This window comes from Rhodococcus sp. NPDC056960, from assembly GCF_042674125.1.
Taxonomy (GTDB): domain Bacteria; phylum Actinomycetota; class Actinomycetes; order Mycobacteriales; family Mycobacteriaceae; genus Rhodococcus_F.
The window spans coordinates 83,922-101,483 of the sequence record NZ_JBHURF010000013.1; the positions used below are offsets into that span (position 1 = coordinate 83,922).

17 protein-coding genes are annotated in these 17,562 nt (G+C 67.8%); 3 read left to right on the forward strand and 14 right to left on the reverse strand.

Annotated features, from left to right (window positions below):
* Window positions 1–6: 6 nt before the first annotated feature.
* Together ACFTWF_RS21445 and ACFTWF_RS21450 are read left to right on the forward strand one after the other, a co-directional pair.
* Entirely contained in the window at window positions 7–903 is an 897-nt protein-coding gene (locus ACFTWF_RS21445) for an SDR family oxidoreductase (RefSeq protein ID WP_378463194.1), read from the forward strand.
* 75 nt (window positions 904–978) lie between these two features.
* Entirely contained in the window at window positions 979–1,788 is an 810-nt protein-coding gene (locus tag ACFTWF_RS21450) for a PaaI family thioesterase (protein ID WP_378463195.1), read from the forward strand.
* An 18-nt stretch (window positions 1,789–1,806) separates the two neighbouring features.
* On the opposite strand, the gene ACFTWF_RS21455 is transcribed toward ACFTWF_RS21450, so the two are convergent.
* The 14 genes from ACFTWF_RS21455 to ACFTWF_RS21520 all read right to left on the reverse strand — a co-directional run bounded on the left by ACFTWF_RS21455 (window position 1,807) and on the right by ACFTWF_RS21520 (window position 16,635).
* Complete coding sequence (locus ACFTWF_RS21455; RefSeq protein WP_378463196.1) at window positions 1,807–3,336, reverse strand: long-chain fatty acid--CoA ligase; 1,530 nt, start codon at window positions 3,334–3,336, stop codon at window positions 1,807–1,809.
* 36 nt (window positions 3,337–3,372) lie between these two features.
* Complete coding sequence (locus ACFTWF_RS21460; RefSeq protein ID WP_378463197.1) at window positions 3,373–4,407, reverse strand: phosphotransferase family protein; 1,035 nt, start codon at window positions 4,405–4,407, stop codon at window positions 3,373–3,375.
* 37 nt (window positions 4,408–4,444) lie between these two features.
* Window positions 4,445–5,296 (reverse strand): enoyl-CoA hydratase/isomerase family protein, encoded by an 852-nt coding sequence (locus tag ACFTWF_RS21465; protein WP_378463198.1) that lies wholly within the window; start codon window positions 5,294–5,296, stop codon window positions 4,445–4,447.
* A 5-nt stretch (window positions 5,297–5,301) separates the two neighbouring features.
* Window positions 5,302–6,111: an enoyl-CoA hydratase/isomerase family protein gene (locus ACFTWF_RS21470; protein ID WP_378463199.1), complete on the reverse strand. Its 810-nt coding sequence runs from the start codon at window positions 6,109–6,111 to the stop codon at window positions 5,302–5,304.
* A gap of 81 nt (window positions 6,112–6,192) precedes the next feature.
* Complete coding sequence (locus ACFTWF_RS21475) at window positions 6,193–7,383, reverse strand: CaiB/BaiF CoA transferase family protein (protein WP_378463200.1); 1,191 nt, start codon at window positions 7,381–7,383, stop codon at window positions 6,193–6,195.
* 143 nt (window positions 7,384–7,526) lie between these two features.
* The gene (locus ACFTWF_RS21480) at window positions 7,527–8,318 is read right to left on the reverse strand and encodes an enoyl-CoA hydratase/isomerase family protein (RefSeq protein ID WP_378463201.1); all 792 of its coding nucleotides are present in this window, start codon (window positions 8,316–8,318) and stop codon (window positions 7,527–7,529) included.
* A 116-nt stretch (window positions 8,319–8,434) separates the two neighbouring features.
* Window positions 8,435–9,292, reverse strand: a complete 858-nt coding sequence (menB, locus tag ACFTWF_RS21485) for a 1,4-dihydroxy-2-naphthoyl-CoA synthase (RefSeq protein ID WP_185727604.1) — start codon at window positions 9,290–9,292, stop codon at window positions 8,435–8,437.
* Between the two features lie 103 nt (window positions 9,293–9,395).
* Window positions 9,396–10,154: an SDR family NAD(P)-dependent oxidoreductase gene (locus ACFTWF_RS21490; protein ID WP_378463202.1), complete on the reverse strand. Its 759-nt coding sequence runs from the start codon at window positions 10,152–10,154 to the stop codon at window positions 9,396–9,398.
* Window positions 10,155–10,199: 45 nt separating this feature from the next.
* A complete protein-coding gene (locus ACFTWF_RS21495) occupies window positions 10,200–11,117 on the reverse strand; it encodes a hydroxymethylglutaryl-CoA lyase (RefSeq protein WP_378463203.1) in 918 nt (305 codons plus the stop codon).
* A gap of 19 nt (window positions 11,118–11,136) precedes the next feature.
* Window positions 11,137–12,375, reverse strand: a complete 1,239-nt coding sequence (locus ACFTWF_RS21500; protein ID WP_378463204.1) for an acetyl-CoA hydrolase/transferase family protein — start codon at window positions 12,373–12,375, stop codon at window positions 11,137–11,139.
* Window positions 12,375–13,568: a thiolase family protein gene (locus ACFTWF_RS21505; protein WP_378463205.1), complete on the reverse strand. Its 1,194-nt coding sequence runs from the start codon at window positions 13,566–13,568 to the stop codon at window positions 12,375–12,377. The genes ACFTWF_RS21500 and ACFTWF_RS21505 overlap by 1 nt, the downstream gene beginning before the upstream one ends.
* Window positions 13,568–14,317: an SDR family NAD(P)-dependent oxidoreductase gene (locus ACFTWF_RS21510; RefSeq protein WP_009475547.1), complete on the reverse strand. Its 750-nt coding sequence runs from the start codon at window positions 14,315–14,317 to the stop codon at window positions 13,568–13,570. Before ACFTWF_RS21510 ends, ACFTWF_RS21505 begins: the two co-directional genes overlap by 1 nt.
* On the reverse strand, window positions 14,317–15,483 hold the full coding sequence (locus ACFTWF_RS21515) for an acyl-CoA dehydrogenase family protein (protein WP_016882310.1): 1,167 nt from the start codon (window positions 15,481–15,483) through the stop codon (window positions 14,317–14,319). Before ACFTWF_RS21515 ends, ACFTWF_RS21510 begins: the two co-directional genes overlap by 1 nt.
* Window positions 15,484–15,555: 72 nt before the next feature.
* Window positions 15,556–16,635 carry an acyl-CoA dehydrogenase family protein gene (locus tag ACFTWF_RS21520; RefSeq protein ID WP_378463206.1) on the reverse strand — a complete coding sequence of 360 codons (1,080 nt, stop codon included), beginning with the start codon at window positions 16,633–16,635 and terminating at the stop codon, window positions 15,556–15,558.
* Between the two features lie 117 nt (window positions 16,636–16,752).
* Here ACFTWF_RS21520 and ACFTWF_RS21525 point away from each other — a divergent pair, with 117 nt between their 5' ends.
* A complete protein-coding gene (locus tag ACFTWF_RS21525; protein WP_378463371.1) occupies window positions 16,753–17,514 on the forward strand; it encodes a FadR/GntR family transcriptional regulator in 762 nt (253 codons plus the stop codon).
* Window positions 17,515–17,562 lie beyond the last annotated feature (48 nt).

The window sequence follows — 17,562 nt, forward strand, 5'->3', positions numbered from 1 at the left end:
CAGCGCATGACCACCTCTCCCTTCGCGCCCGACGCCCTCGCGGGTAAGCGCGTGCTCATCACCGGCGGCGGCACCGGGCTCGGTCGCGGCGTCGCCCGCCACCTCGTCGACCACGGTGCGGAAGTTCACCTGTGGGGCCGCCGTCCCGCCGTCCTCGAAGAGGCCGCCGCGGAGGCATCCGTCTCCCGACCGGGCTCGGTGCACTGGCAGACCGTCGACGTCCGCAACGCCGACCTGGTGTCGTCCGCGATGGACGAGATCTGGACGCTGCACGGCCCCCTGACCGGCGTGATCAACAACGCCGCAGCGAACTTCATCGCCCCCACCGAATCGCTCAGCCCCCGCGCCTTCGAGGCCGTCACCTCGACTGTGATGAACGGGTCGTTCAACACCACCCACGCCGCGGGCCGCCGCTGGATCGAAGGCGGCAACAAGGGCGTCGTCCTGTCCACCCTCACCACCTGGGTGTGGAGCGGCTCCGCGTTCGTCGTCCCGTCCGCGATGGCGAAGGCTGCCGTGCACTCGATGACGATGTCGCTCGCCGTCGAATGGGCGCGGTACGGGATCCGCCTCAACGCGCTGGCGCCCGGACCGATCCCGACGGACTACGCGTGGGAGATGCTCAACCCCACCGAGAAGAGTGCCGTCGGCGCCACCCAGGCCGACCAGGTGCCCATGGGCCGGATGGGCACCATGGAGGAACTCGCCAACCTCACCATCTTCCTGCTCTCCGACGCGTGCGACTACCTCACCGGCCAGACCATCGCCATGGACGGCGGCCAAATGCTCGCCGGCCCTGGCACTTTCGCCGGGCTGACGTCGATGAGCAACGAAGACTGGGCCACCGCCCGGGAAAAGAGCAAGGCCGCCAGCGAAGCAGCCAAGGCCCAGCGCGGCGTCTGACCCACACGCATCAGGGAGGCCTGCCGACGAGACTCGCGTCCGTCGGCAGGCCTTCTCCGCCTGTCCAGGAGGGACATGACCATCGAGGACGTCACCGCACTCCCATTCGTCGCGACCGGTGCCGAAGCACTGTTTCGAGTAGCACCCGTGACCGGCGACGCCACCCACGGCACGTCCACGATGACGACCGGACCGTGGCTCGCCGACGAACTGGGGATGCCGTGCCGCGGCGCCCTCGGTGTGCTGATGGACGACGTGACGGGATACCCCATCACCGCCCGCGCCCGGGCCGGGCAGTGGTCCGTTACGACGGAGCTTCATCTCGACTTCTCCCGCAGCCCCGCACTCGACGGTTCGATCCTCCGCGCAGAGAGCGAAGTCGTCGCCGTCGATCCGGACGGGGGCCTGGCGAGTGGGCGGATCGTCGACGAGTCCGGACGGGTAGTGGCGATCGGAAGTGCCCGGCTCCGATTCGTCGCCGCAGAACTTCCGCCCAGATCGGTGCTTGACGACATCGCCCCACCTCGGGTGAATGCGCCCTCGATCATCGAACTGCTGGGTGCTCACCACCGACGGGACAACGCCTCCGCCGGCCTCGAACTCGAACCGTCGGAATCACTCCGCAACCCGCTGGGCAACGTCCACGGCGGGATCCTGTTGTGCGCATCCGAAATCGCCGGCCACTCCGCGGTGACACCCCAGGGCGAGTTCCGGACGACGTCGATCGCCATGGCATACGTCCGCCCCTGCCCGGGCACCGAACCGATCACCTTCGCACCCAGAGTGATCTACCGCGGTCGCACCTTCGCCGTCGTCCAGGTAGTCGGACGCAATCAATCCGGAAAGACCTGCACCACAGCGACAGTCACGTGTCACCGGGAGTGACCATCGGCGTGCCAACAGTCAGGCGCCGGTGCCGCTCATTGCGCGCAACTCGTGCTTGAGGACTTTCCCGGTCGTGTTCCGCGGGAGAAGGTCCACGATACGCAGTTCGAGGGGAAGCTTGTACCGGGCCAGTTCGGCGCCGGCGAATTCCCGCAGCTCCTCCAACTCCAGTCTCGCGCCCGGCGCTGGGACGACGACCGCCACCACCCGCTCCCCCCAGCGGTCATCAGGTGCCCCGATCACCGCGACCTCGGCGACGGCAGGGTGGCCGTACAGCACGCTCTCGACCTCGGCGGGGTAGACGTTCTCACCACCGCTGATGATCATGTCCTTGAGCCGGTCCGCGATGTAGTAATAGCCGTCCTCGTCCTGGTAGGCGACGTCACCAGTCCGGAACCACCCGTCCGCATCCAGTGCCGCGGCCGTCGCCTCGGGCAGGTTCCAGTATCCCGGAGACACGGTGTCACCGCGCACGCACAGTTCGCCGCGAACACCCGGCGTCGTGAGAACGTCTCCGTCGAAGTCGATCAACCGCACTTCGTTCAGCATGCCGGCCGTGCCGCATGAGCCGAGCTTGTCCAGAGCGCGGTCCGTCCCCAGGAAGGTCGCACCGGTGGCGGCTTCGGTCAGACCCCAGCACTGGCTCACGGGAATCCCGCGCGCCCCGTACAACCGCAGCATCGGCTCCGGCACGGGCGCTGCACCCGCGACGATGATACGGACGCTGGACAGGTCCGCGGTATCGAAGCGCTCGTGTTTGCTCGCGAACAGCATCATGGCCGGCACCATGAACAGCGACGTCACCCGGTACCGCTCGATGTCGTCGAGCAGCGCCCCCGCGTCGAACTGCTCGTGGACTACGACATGGCCCCCTGCCATGAGCGTCGGAAGGGTCATGACACACATGCCACCGGAATGGAAGAGCGGTGCGGAGGTGAGCGCTACGTGCTCGGCGTTGTAGTTCACCGCCAGCATCCAGTTGACGTTGCTGGTCCAGACATTCCGGTGTGTGAGGACAGCACCCTTGGGTCGCCCGGTCGTTCCCGAGGTGTACAGAATCAGAGCCGGCGAATCCGCATCGACGGCGGCCTCCTCGACACGGGTGTGACGAAGCGCCAGGAGGTCGTCGACGCCATCCCACCCGTCGGCAGTTTCACCGGTTCGCAGATAGCGCCTGACGCCCAGCCTGTCGCGCACCTCGTCGACGGGACCGGTGTGCGCGTCGTCCGCGATGAGCAGACTGGCGTCACTGTCCTGAATGTTGTGTGCGAGTTCGCCACCGGTGAAGCGGAAGTTCAGGGGGACGAACACCGCGCCGAGTCGAGCGGTGGCGAACAGTGCCACGAGGAAACGGCTGTGATTGAAGCCGACGTAGGCGACACGGTCGCCGGAGCGGATCCCGCACCCGTACAACACGTCCGCGAATGCTTCGATCTCCCGCTGCAGCGCCGCGAACGACAGGGTCTCGCCGACGAACGTCAACGCCGGCCGATCTCCGTCGCGCTCGGCGCGCCGGCGCAGCCACGTGGCCAGCCCGATCGGATCCATGCAAGCTTCCCTTCTGAGACAGCTCCGAAACAGAGGTCAGACCACGGACGACGTCAGCCCTGCCGCGCGGTGAGCGGCCTCGAGGAAGGACCGCACCATCGCACCGTCGCTGTAGTACTCGTCCCCGACTCCGGTCACGGCACGGCGGCGCCCGTATTCGTACAGCACCGCCAGCTTCCACAGGGCCAGTGCCGTGTACCAGTTCAGGTTCGACAAATCGGCACCGGTGGCGGCCGCGTACCGCTGAGCCAGTTCGTCGCGGGTCGGGTAGCCCTCTTCGAGAACCGCCACACCGAGGTCTTCGGTCGGTGTCCTCCGTTCCCCCTCGACCGGATACGACGCGAGGAAGTAGCCGAGATCGAACAGCGGATCGCCGATCGTCGCGAGCTCCCAGTCCAGCACTGCGGCAATGCGTCCCGGCGCATCCGGGGCGAGGATGACGTTGCCGATGCGGTAGTCGTTGTGGATGATCGCCGCACCGGATTCGGCGGGCACGTTGGCACCAAGCCACGCGTCGATGTCCGCGAACTCCGGCGGCGGCGTCCCGTCCTCGGCTGCCACCAACCTGCCCATGCGGCGCAGGTGACGCTCGTTGAATCCCTCGGGCCGACCGAGATCACCCAGTCCGGCGGCCTGCCAGTCCACGGCGTGCAGTGCGGCGAGGGTGTCGATCAGCGCCTCCCCGATGCGGCGCCGATCCGCAGGTGCGCTCAACGCGGACGGGGTCTCGACGGTGACCACCGGCCCGGCGACGTAATCCATGACGTAGAACGGGACGTCGAGCACCTCGCCCGTCTGGCCGACGGCGAGGACGTCCGCCACCGGCACGCCACTGCCCGCGAGACCGCCGACGAGGCGCGCCTCCCGCAGCATGTCGTGGGCGCCCGGCGGAACCGGCGGAGGCGGCGGACGGCGGACGATCACCTGACGGACCCCGTCGGACACGAGGAACGTGAGATTGGAATGTCCGTCGCCGATCCGGGAGGTCGTCAACGGGCCGTCGGTGATGCCCCGATCGCGCAGGAACGTCTCCAGCGCACCGAGCGTGTCGGGTGTCCATTCCCAGGTCATGCGCTCGCCTCCATCCATGTCTTCATTCGTTTGATTCCTACTGCCCGGTGAAGCGCGGCGCCCGCTTCTCCTTGAACGCCGCAAGCGCCTCCGGCATGTCGGCGCCCCGGGTGAGCAGCGCCTGGCCGCGGTTCTCCAACTCCAGGGCCGCCGAGTACGACGTCACTTCCTGGTTCCGCTGCAGAGCCCGCTTCGACATCCGGACTCCGCCCGGGGAGTTCGATGCGATGGCCTCGGCGACCGCGACGGCCTCGTCGAACAGATCCTCGCTCGACACGACACGGTTCACCAACCCGATCCTCGCCGCTTCCTCGGCGCCGACGAAGCGCGCCGTGTAGGCGATCTCCGCCGCGCGGCCCGGACCGACCAGTCGGGTGAGCTTCCACGATGTGCCCAACTCCCCCACGGACAGGCCGACCTTGACGAACGCCGCGTTCAACTTGGCCGTCGGTGCCGCGAGCCGAATGTCGGCGGCGAGCGCGAGAGCCAACCCACCCCCGGAGGCCGCGCCGTGAATCGCCGCGATCACGGGGAACGGCAGGTGGTACAGCGCCGCCAGTCCACCGGTCGCGGTCTCCTGGAACCGCAGGAACTCGCGGACACCCATTTCGGTGATGACGTGAATCTCGTCCAGATCGAACCCGGCACAGAACACCCGATCGCCCGCGCCCCGGATGATCAGCGCCCGGGCGTCGGTGTCGCGCAACGCGTACGCGGCGGTGTTGAACTCCTCGAACATCTTCACGGTCATCGAATTCATCCGGTCGGGCCGGTCGATCGTGAGGACGGCGATCTTGCCCTCGATCACCTCGAGGGTGAGGGTCTCCAGCTGGGGCGGCGTGTAGTTGCTCAGCACCGCCGTATTCTCCCGCGTTTCCGTCTGCGTCATGCCGGTCACCGTCCTGTGAATTTCGGGCTGCGCTTTTCCTTGAACGCGGCCAGGGCTTCGGGCATGTCGTCGCCGCGCGTGAGGAGTGCCTGACCCCGGTTCTCGAGTTCGAGAGCGGCGGCATACGACGACACCTCCATGTTCGCGTGGAGCGCACGCTTCGACAGCTGCACGCCGGCAGGAGAATTCGCACAGATCAGACGGGCCATCGCGCGCGCCTCATCGAGCAGGGACTCGGCCGGAACGACCGCGTTCAGCAGCCCGAGGGACTCGGCCTCGACCGCCTCGATGAAGCGGCCAGTGAAGGCGAACTCCGCTGCCCGGGCGGGACCGATGAGCCGGGGCAGGTGCCAGGAGGCACCCAGATCGCCGGCCGAGAGACCGATCCGCACGAACGCCGCGTTGAACCGAGCCGCCGGCGAACCGATCCGGATGTCTGCGGCGAGGGACAGCGACAGTCCACCGCCCGCGGCCGCGCCGTTGACGGCCGCGATCACCGGGACGCGGATACTGCGGATCGCCGCGAGCGCCCGCGCCGCCAGTTCCTGCTGGTCCAGCATGCCCATCGGCGTCAGTGACGACAGCCCCTCGGCGTCATCGAGGTCGAATCCGCCGCAGAACGCCTTCCCGGCGCCGGTGAGGATCACGACGCGCAGGTCGTGCTCGTGATCGAGTTGCAGCGCGACCTTCTCCAGCTCGACGAACATGGTGTTCGTCATCGAGTTCATCCGTTCGGGGCGATTCAACGTCACGACGGCGATGCCGGGTTCCGGCCGCTCGAGCGTGAACGTTTCCCATGTCGTGGGCTCGGTCACGAGTTCACTCCTTCTCAGTTCGGCGATCCCAGGTGATCGCCGCAAGTGTGGTGGTGGTCCGGACGCCGAACGTCCGGCCGGTCAGGTTTCCGCGGCGGCCTCGCGCACCGCACCCGAGCGCAGCCAGTCGGCGACGCGGCCGGTGTCGATCTCCCAGTCGGTCAGGATCTCGGTGGTGTGCTCGCCCGGCAGAGGCGGACGGCGGTCCACCGTCGCCGCTGTCCGGCTGAATCGGGGTGCGGGCGCCGGCTGGACGAGCCCGTCGACGTCGACGAAAGAGCCGCGCGCGACGTGGTGCGGGTGCGACGGCGCCTCGTCGACGTCGAGGACGGGCGCTATGCAGGGTGTGAGCCCCTCGGCGGAGTCGAGCCAGTCCGTCAATGTGCGGCCGCGTACGGCGTCGGCGAAGATCTTCTTCATCTGCGGCCACTGGGAGCGGTCGTTCTGCTCCGGCAGGTCGTCGGGCAGGTCGAGCAGTGTCACGAGGTCGGCGTAGAAGTGGGGTTCCATCGCACCGACGGCCAGCCACTTGCCGTCGGCGGTCTCGTAGGCGTCGTAATAGGGCGCACCGCTGTCGACGATGTTGGTGCCCCGCTCCCTGTCCCACGTCCCGGTCTGCGCGAACCCGAAGAAGGGCGTCGCGAGCAGTGCTGCTCCCTCGACCATGGCGGCATCGACCACCTGACCGAGTCCCGAGCGTTGCCTCTCGAAGAGGGCCGACACGACGCCGAGGGCGAGAAGCATTCCCCCGCCGCCGAAGTCGCCGACCAGACTGAGCGGCGGCGTGGGCGGCTGACCGTGCCGCCCGATGAGCGACAGGGCGCCGCTCAGTGCCACGTAGTTGATGTCGTGGCCGACGTGCTGCGCGAGCGGTCCGTCCTGCCCGAAACCGGTCATGCGGCCGTAGATCAGCCCGGGATTACGTGCAGCGCAGTCGTCCGGTCCGATGCCGAGTCGCTCGGCGACTCCGGGGCGGAAGCCCTCGATCAGGACGTCGGCGTCGGATACGAGCGAGAGCACCACCTCCGCACCGTCCGGGTGCTTGAGGTCGACGGCCAGCGAACGACGGCCGCGGTGCAGCAGTTCGGTGCGGAAGTCGGCGTTCGGCCCGACCAGCCCGGCACCGGCGGCACGGTCCACGCGAATCACGTCGGCGCCGAGATCGGCGAGCAGCATGGCACAGAACGGTCCGGGGCCGATCGAACCGATCTCGACCACCTTCAGACCCGAGAGCGGTCCGGTGAACGAACGTTTCGCGGTGTCCTGCACCATCCACCCTCCTCCCGTCCGATTTTGGTCTGATAATAATACCTTGAAATGGTTCAGCGAGGAATCCCGGCGGTCACGACGGGCTCGGACAGGACGGCCGACCTGAGCGCCACAGCCCTATCCGGCACGCCCGGACGTCAGGACGCTCAGGAGAAGCGCGGAGCGCGCTTCTCGAGGAAGGCGGTGATGCCCTCCTTCGCCTCTCCGTTCTCGAACAGATCCTGCTCCTGGGCGACCTCGAACCGGAAGCCCTCCTCGATCGGTGTATCGAACGACGCGTCGACCGTGCGGATGACGGCGCGCTGCGCGGGCAGCGACATCGTGCACAGCTCGGCCGCGAGAGCCTGCGCGGCATCCGTGGCGCCGCCGGCGTCGACGAGCCGATCGATCAGGCCGATCGCGTGCGCCTCGACGGCGAGCACCTGACGCGCGCTCAGCATGATGTCGAGCGCGCGGCCGCGGCCCACGAGACGCGGAAGACGCTGCGTTCCACCGGCTCCGGGAATCAGGCCCAGCTTCACCTCGGGCAGCCCGAACTTCGCGTCCGCGCCGCCGACCCGCAGGGTGCAGGCCATGGCGAGTTCGAGGCCACCGCCGAGCGCGAGGCCGTCCACCGCGGCAATCGAGATGCGGTCGGCCGATGCGAGCCGGTCCAGTGCCCCACGGAGTCGATCCCCGTACGCGGTGAACGATTCCGCGTCCACGGACGACATGTGCTTGATGTCCGCGCCCGCCGCAAAGAATCCCGGAATGTCGGAGCGGACGACGATGACCTTCACGGAGCCGTCGGCGTCCGCCGCGTCGAGTGCCGCGTTCAGGCCGTCGATGATCGGCAACCCGAGCGCGTTGGCCGGCCTCCGCTGCAGAGTGATCGTCATGACGCCGGCGCCGGCGTCGACGTCGCTCCACGCGACTGCGGGCGTTGCGGTTTCCGACATGCACACCATCCTTCTCGGTCCAGTCCCAGGTGAGTGGCAATGTGTGCTCGGGCACGCATTGCCACTCACGTGAGGTATTGACCCAACCATACTAATTGTCGGACCGAAATGGAAGATCAGGGCCGCCGCGGAAACTTCTCGAACTCGGGGCGCCGCTTGGCCTTGTACGCCTCCCGGCCTTCCTTCGCCTCGTCCGTCGAATAGAAGAGCAGATTCGCATCGTGCGCGAGCTGCTGGATACCGGCCATGCCGTCCTCGGCGGCGTTGAAGCTCGCCTTCATCAACCGCAGCGCGAACGGCGAGAGCTCGAGCATCTCGCGGCACCACTGCACGGTTTCCCGCTCCAGGTCGGCGAGCGGGACGACGGTGTTCACCAGCCCCATCTCGCGCGCCTCCTGCGCGTCGTACTGACGGCACAGGAACCAGATCTCCTTGGCCTTCTTCACCCCGACCAGTTCGGCGAGCAACCCCGCGCCGTAGCCGCCGTCGAACGATCCGACCTTCGGGCCGACCTGACCGAACCGGGCATTGTCTGCGGCGATGGACAGATCGCAGACCAGGTGCAGGATGTGCCCGCCACCGATCGCGTAGCCCGCGACCATGGCCACGACCGGCTTCGGCAGGCGCCGGATCTGGATCTGCAGGTCGGTGACGTGGAATCGGCCGACGCCGCCCGCCTTCCCCGGCTCGGTGAGGTAGCCGGTGTCGCCGCGCACCCGCTGATCGCCGCCCGAACAGAACGCGTCGGGCCCCTCCCCCGTCAGCACGATGACGCCGACCGAGGAGTCCTCGCGGGCGTCGACCAGGGCCTCCGAGATTTCCATCAACGTCTGCGGACGGAACGCGTTGCGCACCTCCGGCCGGCAGATCGTGATCTTCGCGATCCCGTCGCCGCTGTGCTCGTACCGGATGTCCTCGAACTCTCCGACTGCCGTCCAGGACACGAAATCCGTTGATTCACCGTTGTTCGTCATGCCACGATCATAGGCACATCTGTAAACGATCGTTACCGTCCGACCCCGCGAATGCCGAAGGTGCGGCCCGGAAACCGGGCCGCACCTTTCGATTCGGTGTCCGTCAGGACATGGTCAGGCCTCCGCTGACCGACAGGGTCTGGCCGGTGACGAATTCGGCTGCGTCGGAGGCGAAATACGCCACCGCGGCACCGATGTCGGTCGCCTGGCCGAGCCGCTTCATCGGCACGGCCCGGGTCATGCCGCCGATCACCTTGTCGGCGTCCTGACCCGAGCTGTCGGCGAATTTGCGCAGCGCCGGGGTGTCGGTCGGGCCGGGGCACACCGTGTTCGCGGTGACACCCTTGGTCGCGACCTCACGGGCGAGGGTCTTGGTGAAGGCGATGATGCCGCCCTTGGCACCCGAGTAGACGGCCTCGAGTGACGAGCCGACGCGGCCGGCGTCCGAACCGATGTTGATGACCCGGCCGAAGCCGCGCTCGACCATGCCCGGGACCGTCGCCTGGATGACCCGCAGCTGGCCCTTGAAGTTGATGTCGAGGATCCGGTCCCAGAACGCCTCGTCCGTCTTCAGGAACGGCATGAAATCATCCCAGCCGGCGTTGTTGACGACGATCTCGACCGGACCGAACTGCTCGGCGACCTGCTTCACCGCGGCCTGCACGGACGCGGTGTCGGTGACGTCGACGGGCACGGCGATCGCCTGGCCGCCGGCGTCGCGGATGCCGGCGGCGGTCTCCTCGGCGACCTCGAGGTTGAGGTCGGCGACGGCGACGCGGAAGCCCGCGGCACCCAGTGCGTCGGAAATGCCCTTGCCGATGCCCTGCGCACCGCCGGTCACGAATGCAACTCGATTACTCATGTTCTTCTCCGTCTGTGTCTTTCGTGAATTGTTGGTCGGCCGGTGTCAGCGCCGGGCCCACTCGATGGGGCCGGCGACGATGGAGTGACTGGTGAGCTTGCGGCCGAGCACGGTCTGCGCTTCCCGCGCCGCCTCGATGACCCGCGGAAGGTCGAGACCCGTCTCGACGCCCATCTCGTGGAACATGCTCACCAGGTCCTCGGTGGCGATGTTGCCCGTCGAGCCGGCCGGAACGGGGCAGCCGCCCAGTTCACCGAAGCTCGATTCGAAGCTCGCGCACCCGGCCTCGAGTGCCGCGTACGCGTTGGCGAGACCCTGGCCGCGGGTGTTGTGGAAGTGGGCGGTCACCTCGACGCCGGGCAGGCGATCGAGCGCCGCGGCGAAGAACTCGGACGCGTACGCCGGGTTGCACATGCCGGTGGTGTCGCCGAAACCGATTTCGGTGGCCCCGGACTCGGCGAACCGTTCGGCCAGGTCGAGCACCCGGGTCAGCTCCACCTTGCCCTCGAACGGGCACCCGAACGACGTCGCGATCACCGCGGCGCAGTCGAGGCCCTCGGCGACGATCCGCTTGGCCATGACGTCGTTGTCGGCCATGGTCTCGTCGACGGTGCGATTGACGTTCTTCTTGTTGTGGGTCTCCGACGCACTGACGAAGATCGCGACCTCGTGGAACTTGTCGCGCACCTTCAGTGCGTTGTCCAGCCCCTTGCTGTTGGGGACGAGCACCATCAGCTTCGTGGTGTCCGGCACGTCGATACGCTCGAGCACCTCGACCCCGTCCGCGAGTTGAGGGATGACGTCGGGCCGCACGAAACTGGCGACCTCGATCCGGGTGAATCCCGCCCGTCCGAGAGCGTTGATCAACCGGACCTTGTCGTCGGTCGGGATGTGCTCCGGTTCGTTCTGGAAACCGTCGCGCGGACCGACCTCACGAATCTGGACCTGCTGGGGACGCGCCATGGCGTCGACTCCTTTCCCCTCACTCCGTTGCGGACGCAAGGTCGTACTCCTCGAGTTCGAATTCCAGTCTCTCGCGGTGCTCGGGTGCCGCCACCGCGATCATGCGCCGCGCACGCTCGGTGAGGGAACACCCGCGCAGCGCCGCGGCACCGTGTTCGGTGACCACGAAGTCCACGTCGGCGCGGGCGGTGGTGACCGCACCGTATTCCAGGGCCGTCTTGATCGTCGACTCCCCGCGCGAATCGGCGCGCATCGCGATGATCGAGCGACCGCCGGTCATCGCCGCGGCCCGGGAGAAGTCCACCTGGCCCCCGACGGCACCGGCGTAGGTCGTGTTGCGCAGTTCCGCGCCGACCTGCCCGGTCAGGTCCACCTCGATCGCCGAGTTGATCGACACGAACGACCGAAACTGCGAGAGCACCTGCGGTGCATGGGTGTAACTCGCCGGGCGGAAGGCCACCGGAAGTCCCGGCAACCTGTCGTACAGCGCCGCCGTTCCCAGCGCGGCTCCCGTCACGTGCAGTCCGGGGTCGATCTCCTTTCGCGCGCCGGTCAGCACACCGCGGTCGATCAGCCGCAGCGCCGCGTCGGAGATCATGCCCGAATGCAGCCCGAGGTCCTTGTGTCCCTCGAGGGCGGTGAGGACGGCGGACGGCAGCGTCCCGACGCCGAGCTGGATCGTGTCTCCGTCCGCCACGAGATCGGCGACGTTCCGCGCGATCGCCAGTTCCACCGCGGCCGGCTCGCGATCCGGCGCCTCCAGCAACGGCCGGTCGGTCTCCACCACCGCCGCGAAGCGCGACAACGGAATTCGTGGTGCGCCGAGAGTGACGGGCATGCGCCGGTTGATCTCGGCGATGAGGACCGGGGTGTGGTCGAGGGCGTCCGCGATGTAGTCGACTCCGACCCCGAGCGAGCAGTTTCCGGCCGAGTCCGGCGGGGACACCTGCACGAAGCCGACGTCGCACGGCAGCCTGCGTTCGGCGAACAGCCGCGGCAGCGCCCCGTAATGGCAGGGCACGACCTCGAGGCGGGCGAGACGGCGGAGTTCGCCGAGGCCACCGTAGGAGACGACGGAGAGTTCGTCGGGCAGTTCGGTCGTCAACCGCCGATCCCACGTCAGTCCCACGAACGCCCGGACCGGACCGATCGACGAGACCTGATCGAGCAGGGCGTGGACGAGCGGGGTGGGTTCCGCGCTCGTCTGGCTCCACCAGATCCCGTCGCCGGGCCGGATGTACTGCCGCAGGTCGATCATCAGTTGATCCGCTGAATCAGGGTCGCCGTTCCCAGGCCGCCGCCGCAGCACATGGTCACCAGGCCGATTTCGGCGTCGCGCCGCTCCAACTCGGCGATGATCGTCGCGATGAGCCGGGCACCGGTCGCGCCGACCGGATGCCCGAGCGCGATCGCACCGCCGTTGACGTTGACCCGGTCCATGTCGGGCTTCAGTTCCCGCTCCCAGGCCAGGACGACCGAGCTGAACGCCTCGTTGACCTCGAAGAGATCGATGTCGTTCATGCTCATCCCGTTGCGGTCGAGCAACTTCCGGGTGGCCGGGATCGGCCCGGTAAGCATGATGATCGGGTCCACTCCGACGGTGGTCTGATCGAGGATCCGGGCCCGGGCCCGCAGCCCGTGCGCGTCGACCGCCTCACGGGAGGCCAGCAGCACACCGGCCGCGCCGTCCGAGATCGGCGACGAACTGCCCGCGGTGATGCGGCCGTTTTCCCGGAACGGCGTCTTCAGCCCGGACAGGCTGTCGAGGCTCGTGCCGGGGCGGACGGTCTGGTCGCTGGAGCGGGTCTCGCCGGCGAGATCGAGGGGGATCATCTCGGCGTCGAAACGACCTGCCTCGATGGCCTCGGTCGCCAGACGATGGGAGCGGACGGCGAACTCGTCCATCTCCTGCCGGGAGATCTCCCACCGGTCCGCGATGAGTTCGGCGCTCTCGCCCTGATTCACGAAGTCGTATCGGTCGCGCAGCGCTTCCGGCCACGGGTCGCCGTACAGTTCGGAGATCTTGGCCGGTGAGTTCATCGGCACGTGGCCCATGTGTTCGACACCGCCGGCGAGGACGACGTCGTGGGTGCCGGAACCGACCAGGGCGGCTCCCATCTCGACCGCGGTCTGGGCGGACCCACAGCGACGGTCCAGGACGACGGCCGGGACCTCCGGCGGGTAGCCCACCTGCAGCCAGGCGTTGCGGCCGATGTTGCGGGACTGCTCGCCGAACGGTGCGGTGCAGCCGATCACGAGGTCCTCGACGACGGCCGGGTCGAGGCCGCTGCGGCGGATCAGGTCGGTGTACACCGCGCCGAGCATGTCGTTGGGATGGGTGTCGCGGAACCAGCCGCGGTCGGGATGCGACTTGCCCATGGGGGTGCGGGCCGCTTCCGCGATGACTACCTCGCGCGCGGAACGCTGGAAGGGGTTGCGCTTGTCGGCCATCAGATCACCGTTCCTCCGTCGACGGGCAGCACCTGGCCCGTGATGTACGCCGCGCCGTCGGACGCGAAGAACACGAAGCTGGCCGAGATCTCGTCCGGTTCGGCCCAGCGGCCCAACGGGATCCGCGCGAGCGTCTTGGCGGCGAGCTTCTCGTTGCTGCGGATGTTCTCCGTCATCTTGGTGGCGGCGAGCGGGGCGAGCGCGTTGACCGTCACCTGCTTCTTGGCGAGTTCACGCGCCAGCGACTTCGTGAGTCCGATGATGCCGGCCTTCGCGGCACCGTAGTTGGCCTGCCCGATGGTGCCCACCAGGCCGGCCGCGGACGTGACGTTGATGATGCGCCCACTGCCGTCGGTAGGCAGGTACGGAAGAACGGCCTTGCTGCACACGAAGCTGCCGACGAGGTGGATGTCGACGATGCGGCGGAAGTCGTCTTCTTCGAGGTTCGGGAACATGGCGGGCGCGATGGCGCCGGCGTTGTTGACCAGGATGTTGAGCGTGCCGCCGTTCAGCGCGGCGGCCTGCTCCGCCGCCGCGGCGGCCGCCTCGCCGTCGCGGACGTCGAGGGCCGCAGACTTCGCCGAGCCACCGGCGGCGGTGATCTCCGCGGCCACCGCAGCGGCGGCGTCACCGTCGACGTCGGTGACGAGCACGGCCGCACCTGCGCGGGCGTAGGCGTGCGCGACCGAGGCGCCGATGCCACTGCCGGCACCGGTGACGAGTGCGGACTTTCCGGTGAGTTCGAACATCAGTAGCTCCTGGGGAGGCCGAGGACATGCTCGCCGAGGTAGTTGAGGACCATCTCCTGGCTGAGCGGGGCGATCTTGGTCAGGCGGGCTTCGCGGAAGTACCGGGCCACGTGGTACTCCTCCGAGTAGCCCATCCCGCCGTGGGTCTGCAGGGCGCGGTCCGCGGCCTGGAAACCGGCGTCGGCGCACAGGTACTTGGCCATGTTGGCCTCACGGGCGCACGGCTTTCCGTTGTCGTAGAGCCATGTCGCCTTGCGCAGAACGAGTTCCGCGGCGTCGAGTCGGGCGAGCGAATCCGCGAGCGGGAACTGCAGGCCCTGATTCATGCCGATGGGCCGGCCGAACACCTCACGCTCGTTGGCGTACTGGACGCCCCGGCGCAGCGCGGCCCGGCCGATGCCGAGGGCCTCCGACGCGACGAGCATGCGCTCCGGGTTGAGGCCGTCGAGGATGTACTTGAAGCCCTTGCCTTCCTCACCCACGCGGTCCTCGACGGGAATCTCGAGGTTGTCGATGAACAACTCGTTCGACGTGACCGCGTTACGCCCCATCTTCTTGATCGGGCGGATGTCGACCTTCGAGCGGTCCAGGTCGGTGAGGAAGAGCGTCAGTCCGTCCGTCTTCTTCTTCGCGTCCTCGAATTTCGTGGTGCGCGTGAGGAGAAGGATCTTCTCCGACTCCATCGCCTTGGAGATCCAGACCTTGCGGCCGTTGACGATGTACTTGTCGCCCTCGCGCCGCGCGAAGGTGGTGATCTTGGTGGTGTCGAGGCCGGCACCAGGCTCGGTGACACCGAAGCACACGTGCAGGTCGCCGTCGACGATCCGCGGGAGCGTGCGCTGCTTGAGCTCCTCGGAGCCGTGCACGATCACCGGGTGCATCCCGAAGATCGACAGGTGCATCGAACTCGCGCCGTTCATGCCGGCGCCGGACGCGGCGACCTCCTCGAGCAGGATCGAGGCCTCGGTGATGCCCATCCCGTGCCCGCCGTACGCCTCCGGCGTGGTGATGCCGAGCCAGCCGCCCTTGGCGAACGCGTCGTAGAACTCGGTGGGGAACTCGTGCTCGCTGTCCTTCTCCACCCAGTACTGCTCGTCGAACTTGCCGGCGAGCTCTCGCACCGCATCTCGGATCGTCGCCTGATCCTCGGTCAGATCAAAGTCCACAGCACGTCCCGTCGTCGTTGGTTCCGTTTGGACTTAAATTACTAAAGGACAGACCAAAAAGTCAACGGCCAATCATCCGGCGGCAGGCAGCAGGGGAAGATCCCGTGCCACGCGCTCGTTCCAGACGCCCGGTCCACCGAACAACTTCTCGTCCAGCTTGGCGCGCTTGTAGTAGAGGTGCAGATCGTGTTCCCACGTGTAGCCGATCGCGCCGTGCATCACGAGAGCACTGTCGGCCGCCTGCACCGCATTGCGCGGCACCTGAGCCTTGGCGACGGCGGCATGTATCGCACGGTCGTCCAGACCGAGATCGACCGACGCCGCGGCGTAGTACGCAATGGACCGCCCCGCCTCGACGGAGACGAGAATGCCTGCCGCAGCGTGCTTCACGGCCTGGAACGACCCGATCGGGACACCGAACTGCTGGCGCTGCTTGCTGTAGTCCACGGCGAGACCCAGCATGCGGTCCATCGCGCCGAGCGAGTCGGCGGCGACGAGCACGGCCGCGCGCAGCCCCGCGTCCTCGAGCGCTGGAGCCGCCTCGATGTCGAGGCGCTGCCCGATGACGCCGTCGAATCGGACATCCGCGGCCGCGCGAGACGGGTCGAGGAAGCGATGCGGTTCGACCGTGACACCGGCGTCGTCGCTGCGGACGAGGTACAGGGCAGCGGTTCCGTCGGTCGCCGTCACCGGGACGACCAGGAGTTTCGCTCGTTCGGCGCCGAGCACCGTCGACACGCGACCGGTCAACTTACCGGCGTCGTCGACGTTTACCGAGTCGGCGAGACCGAACGGGCCGGTCGCATCGACGGCCACGGCCGCGAACCCACCGCCCGTCAATACGTCGGTGGCGACGTCGGCAGGGAGCAGGGGTGCGGCGAGGACGGACGCGGTCCATGCACTCGACGGCGCGGCGTACCGGCCCAGTGCCTCGGCGGTCAACGCCAGTTCGAGCAGACCACCGCCCTGACCACCGATGTCCTCGCCGAGACCGGCGGAGAACCAGCCTTCCTCGACGAATTTCTGCTCGAATTCGGCAGGATCTCCCGATTCACCCCATTTGCGGACATTTGCCGGAGCGGCGAACCGCCCGAGCCAGCCGTCCAGGGCTTCGGTGAACATTTCCTGCTCTTCTGACAGTTCCCAGCGCATAGAACTGGTCCTCTCGATGAGACGAAGAATAGGCTGCAAGACGAATGCAGCGAGAACCCAATGGTATATTAGGTCTGACCGTTAGACCAGAGAGGGCGGGGAGCCATGCCACCAGCCGTGCCGAACACCACCCGGAACGGACGTTCCTCCATCCAGCTGACCCCGATGGAGGTTCCGAAGGCGTCGGACGTCCTCGCCAACGAACTGCGTGAGCGCATTCTCAGCGGGGATTACGTCGAAGGCACACCGCTGCCGCCGGAGCGCGAACTCGTCGTTCAAACGAAGATGAGCCGCACCACCGTCCGCGAGGCCCTGCGCATCCTCGAGGTACAGGGACTCGTCCGCATCAAGGCCGGGCGGGCCGGTGGCGCCTTCGTGCAGCGACCCGGCGAGCAGTCGATGGCCGACACGGTGGCCCTGCTCATCCGCGGTCGTCAGATCCGCCTCGCCGCCCTGCTCGAGACCCGCGAGGCCATCGAGCCGTTCTGCGCGCAACTCGCCGCCCGTCATCGCACCGACGAGGATCTCGCGCGACTCGATGCCGCCAACGACGACATCGCCGCCGCGGGCGACAGCCTCGACGCGTTCCTGCAGGCGAACATCGACTGGCACGTCGCCGTCGCGAGCGCCAGTCACAACGAACTGTTGTCGGGTCTGATGATCTCGCTCTCGCGGGCCATCTACGCCGCGACCGAGAACGAAGGCTTCATCGACGACAAGGTCCGCGAGATCACCGTCAAGGCCCACCGCTCGGTGACCAAGGCCATTCGCGACAAGGACGCCGACGCCGCCGTGCGTCGCATGAGCCGGCACGTCCACTCCTACGCCGAGTCGATCAAGGACTTCGAGGACCGCACCGACATTCCACTCGACGAATAGCTTTCACGTTTCCCGGCTTCGACGACGAAGGCCCCACACCGCGCGGTG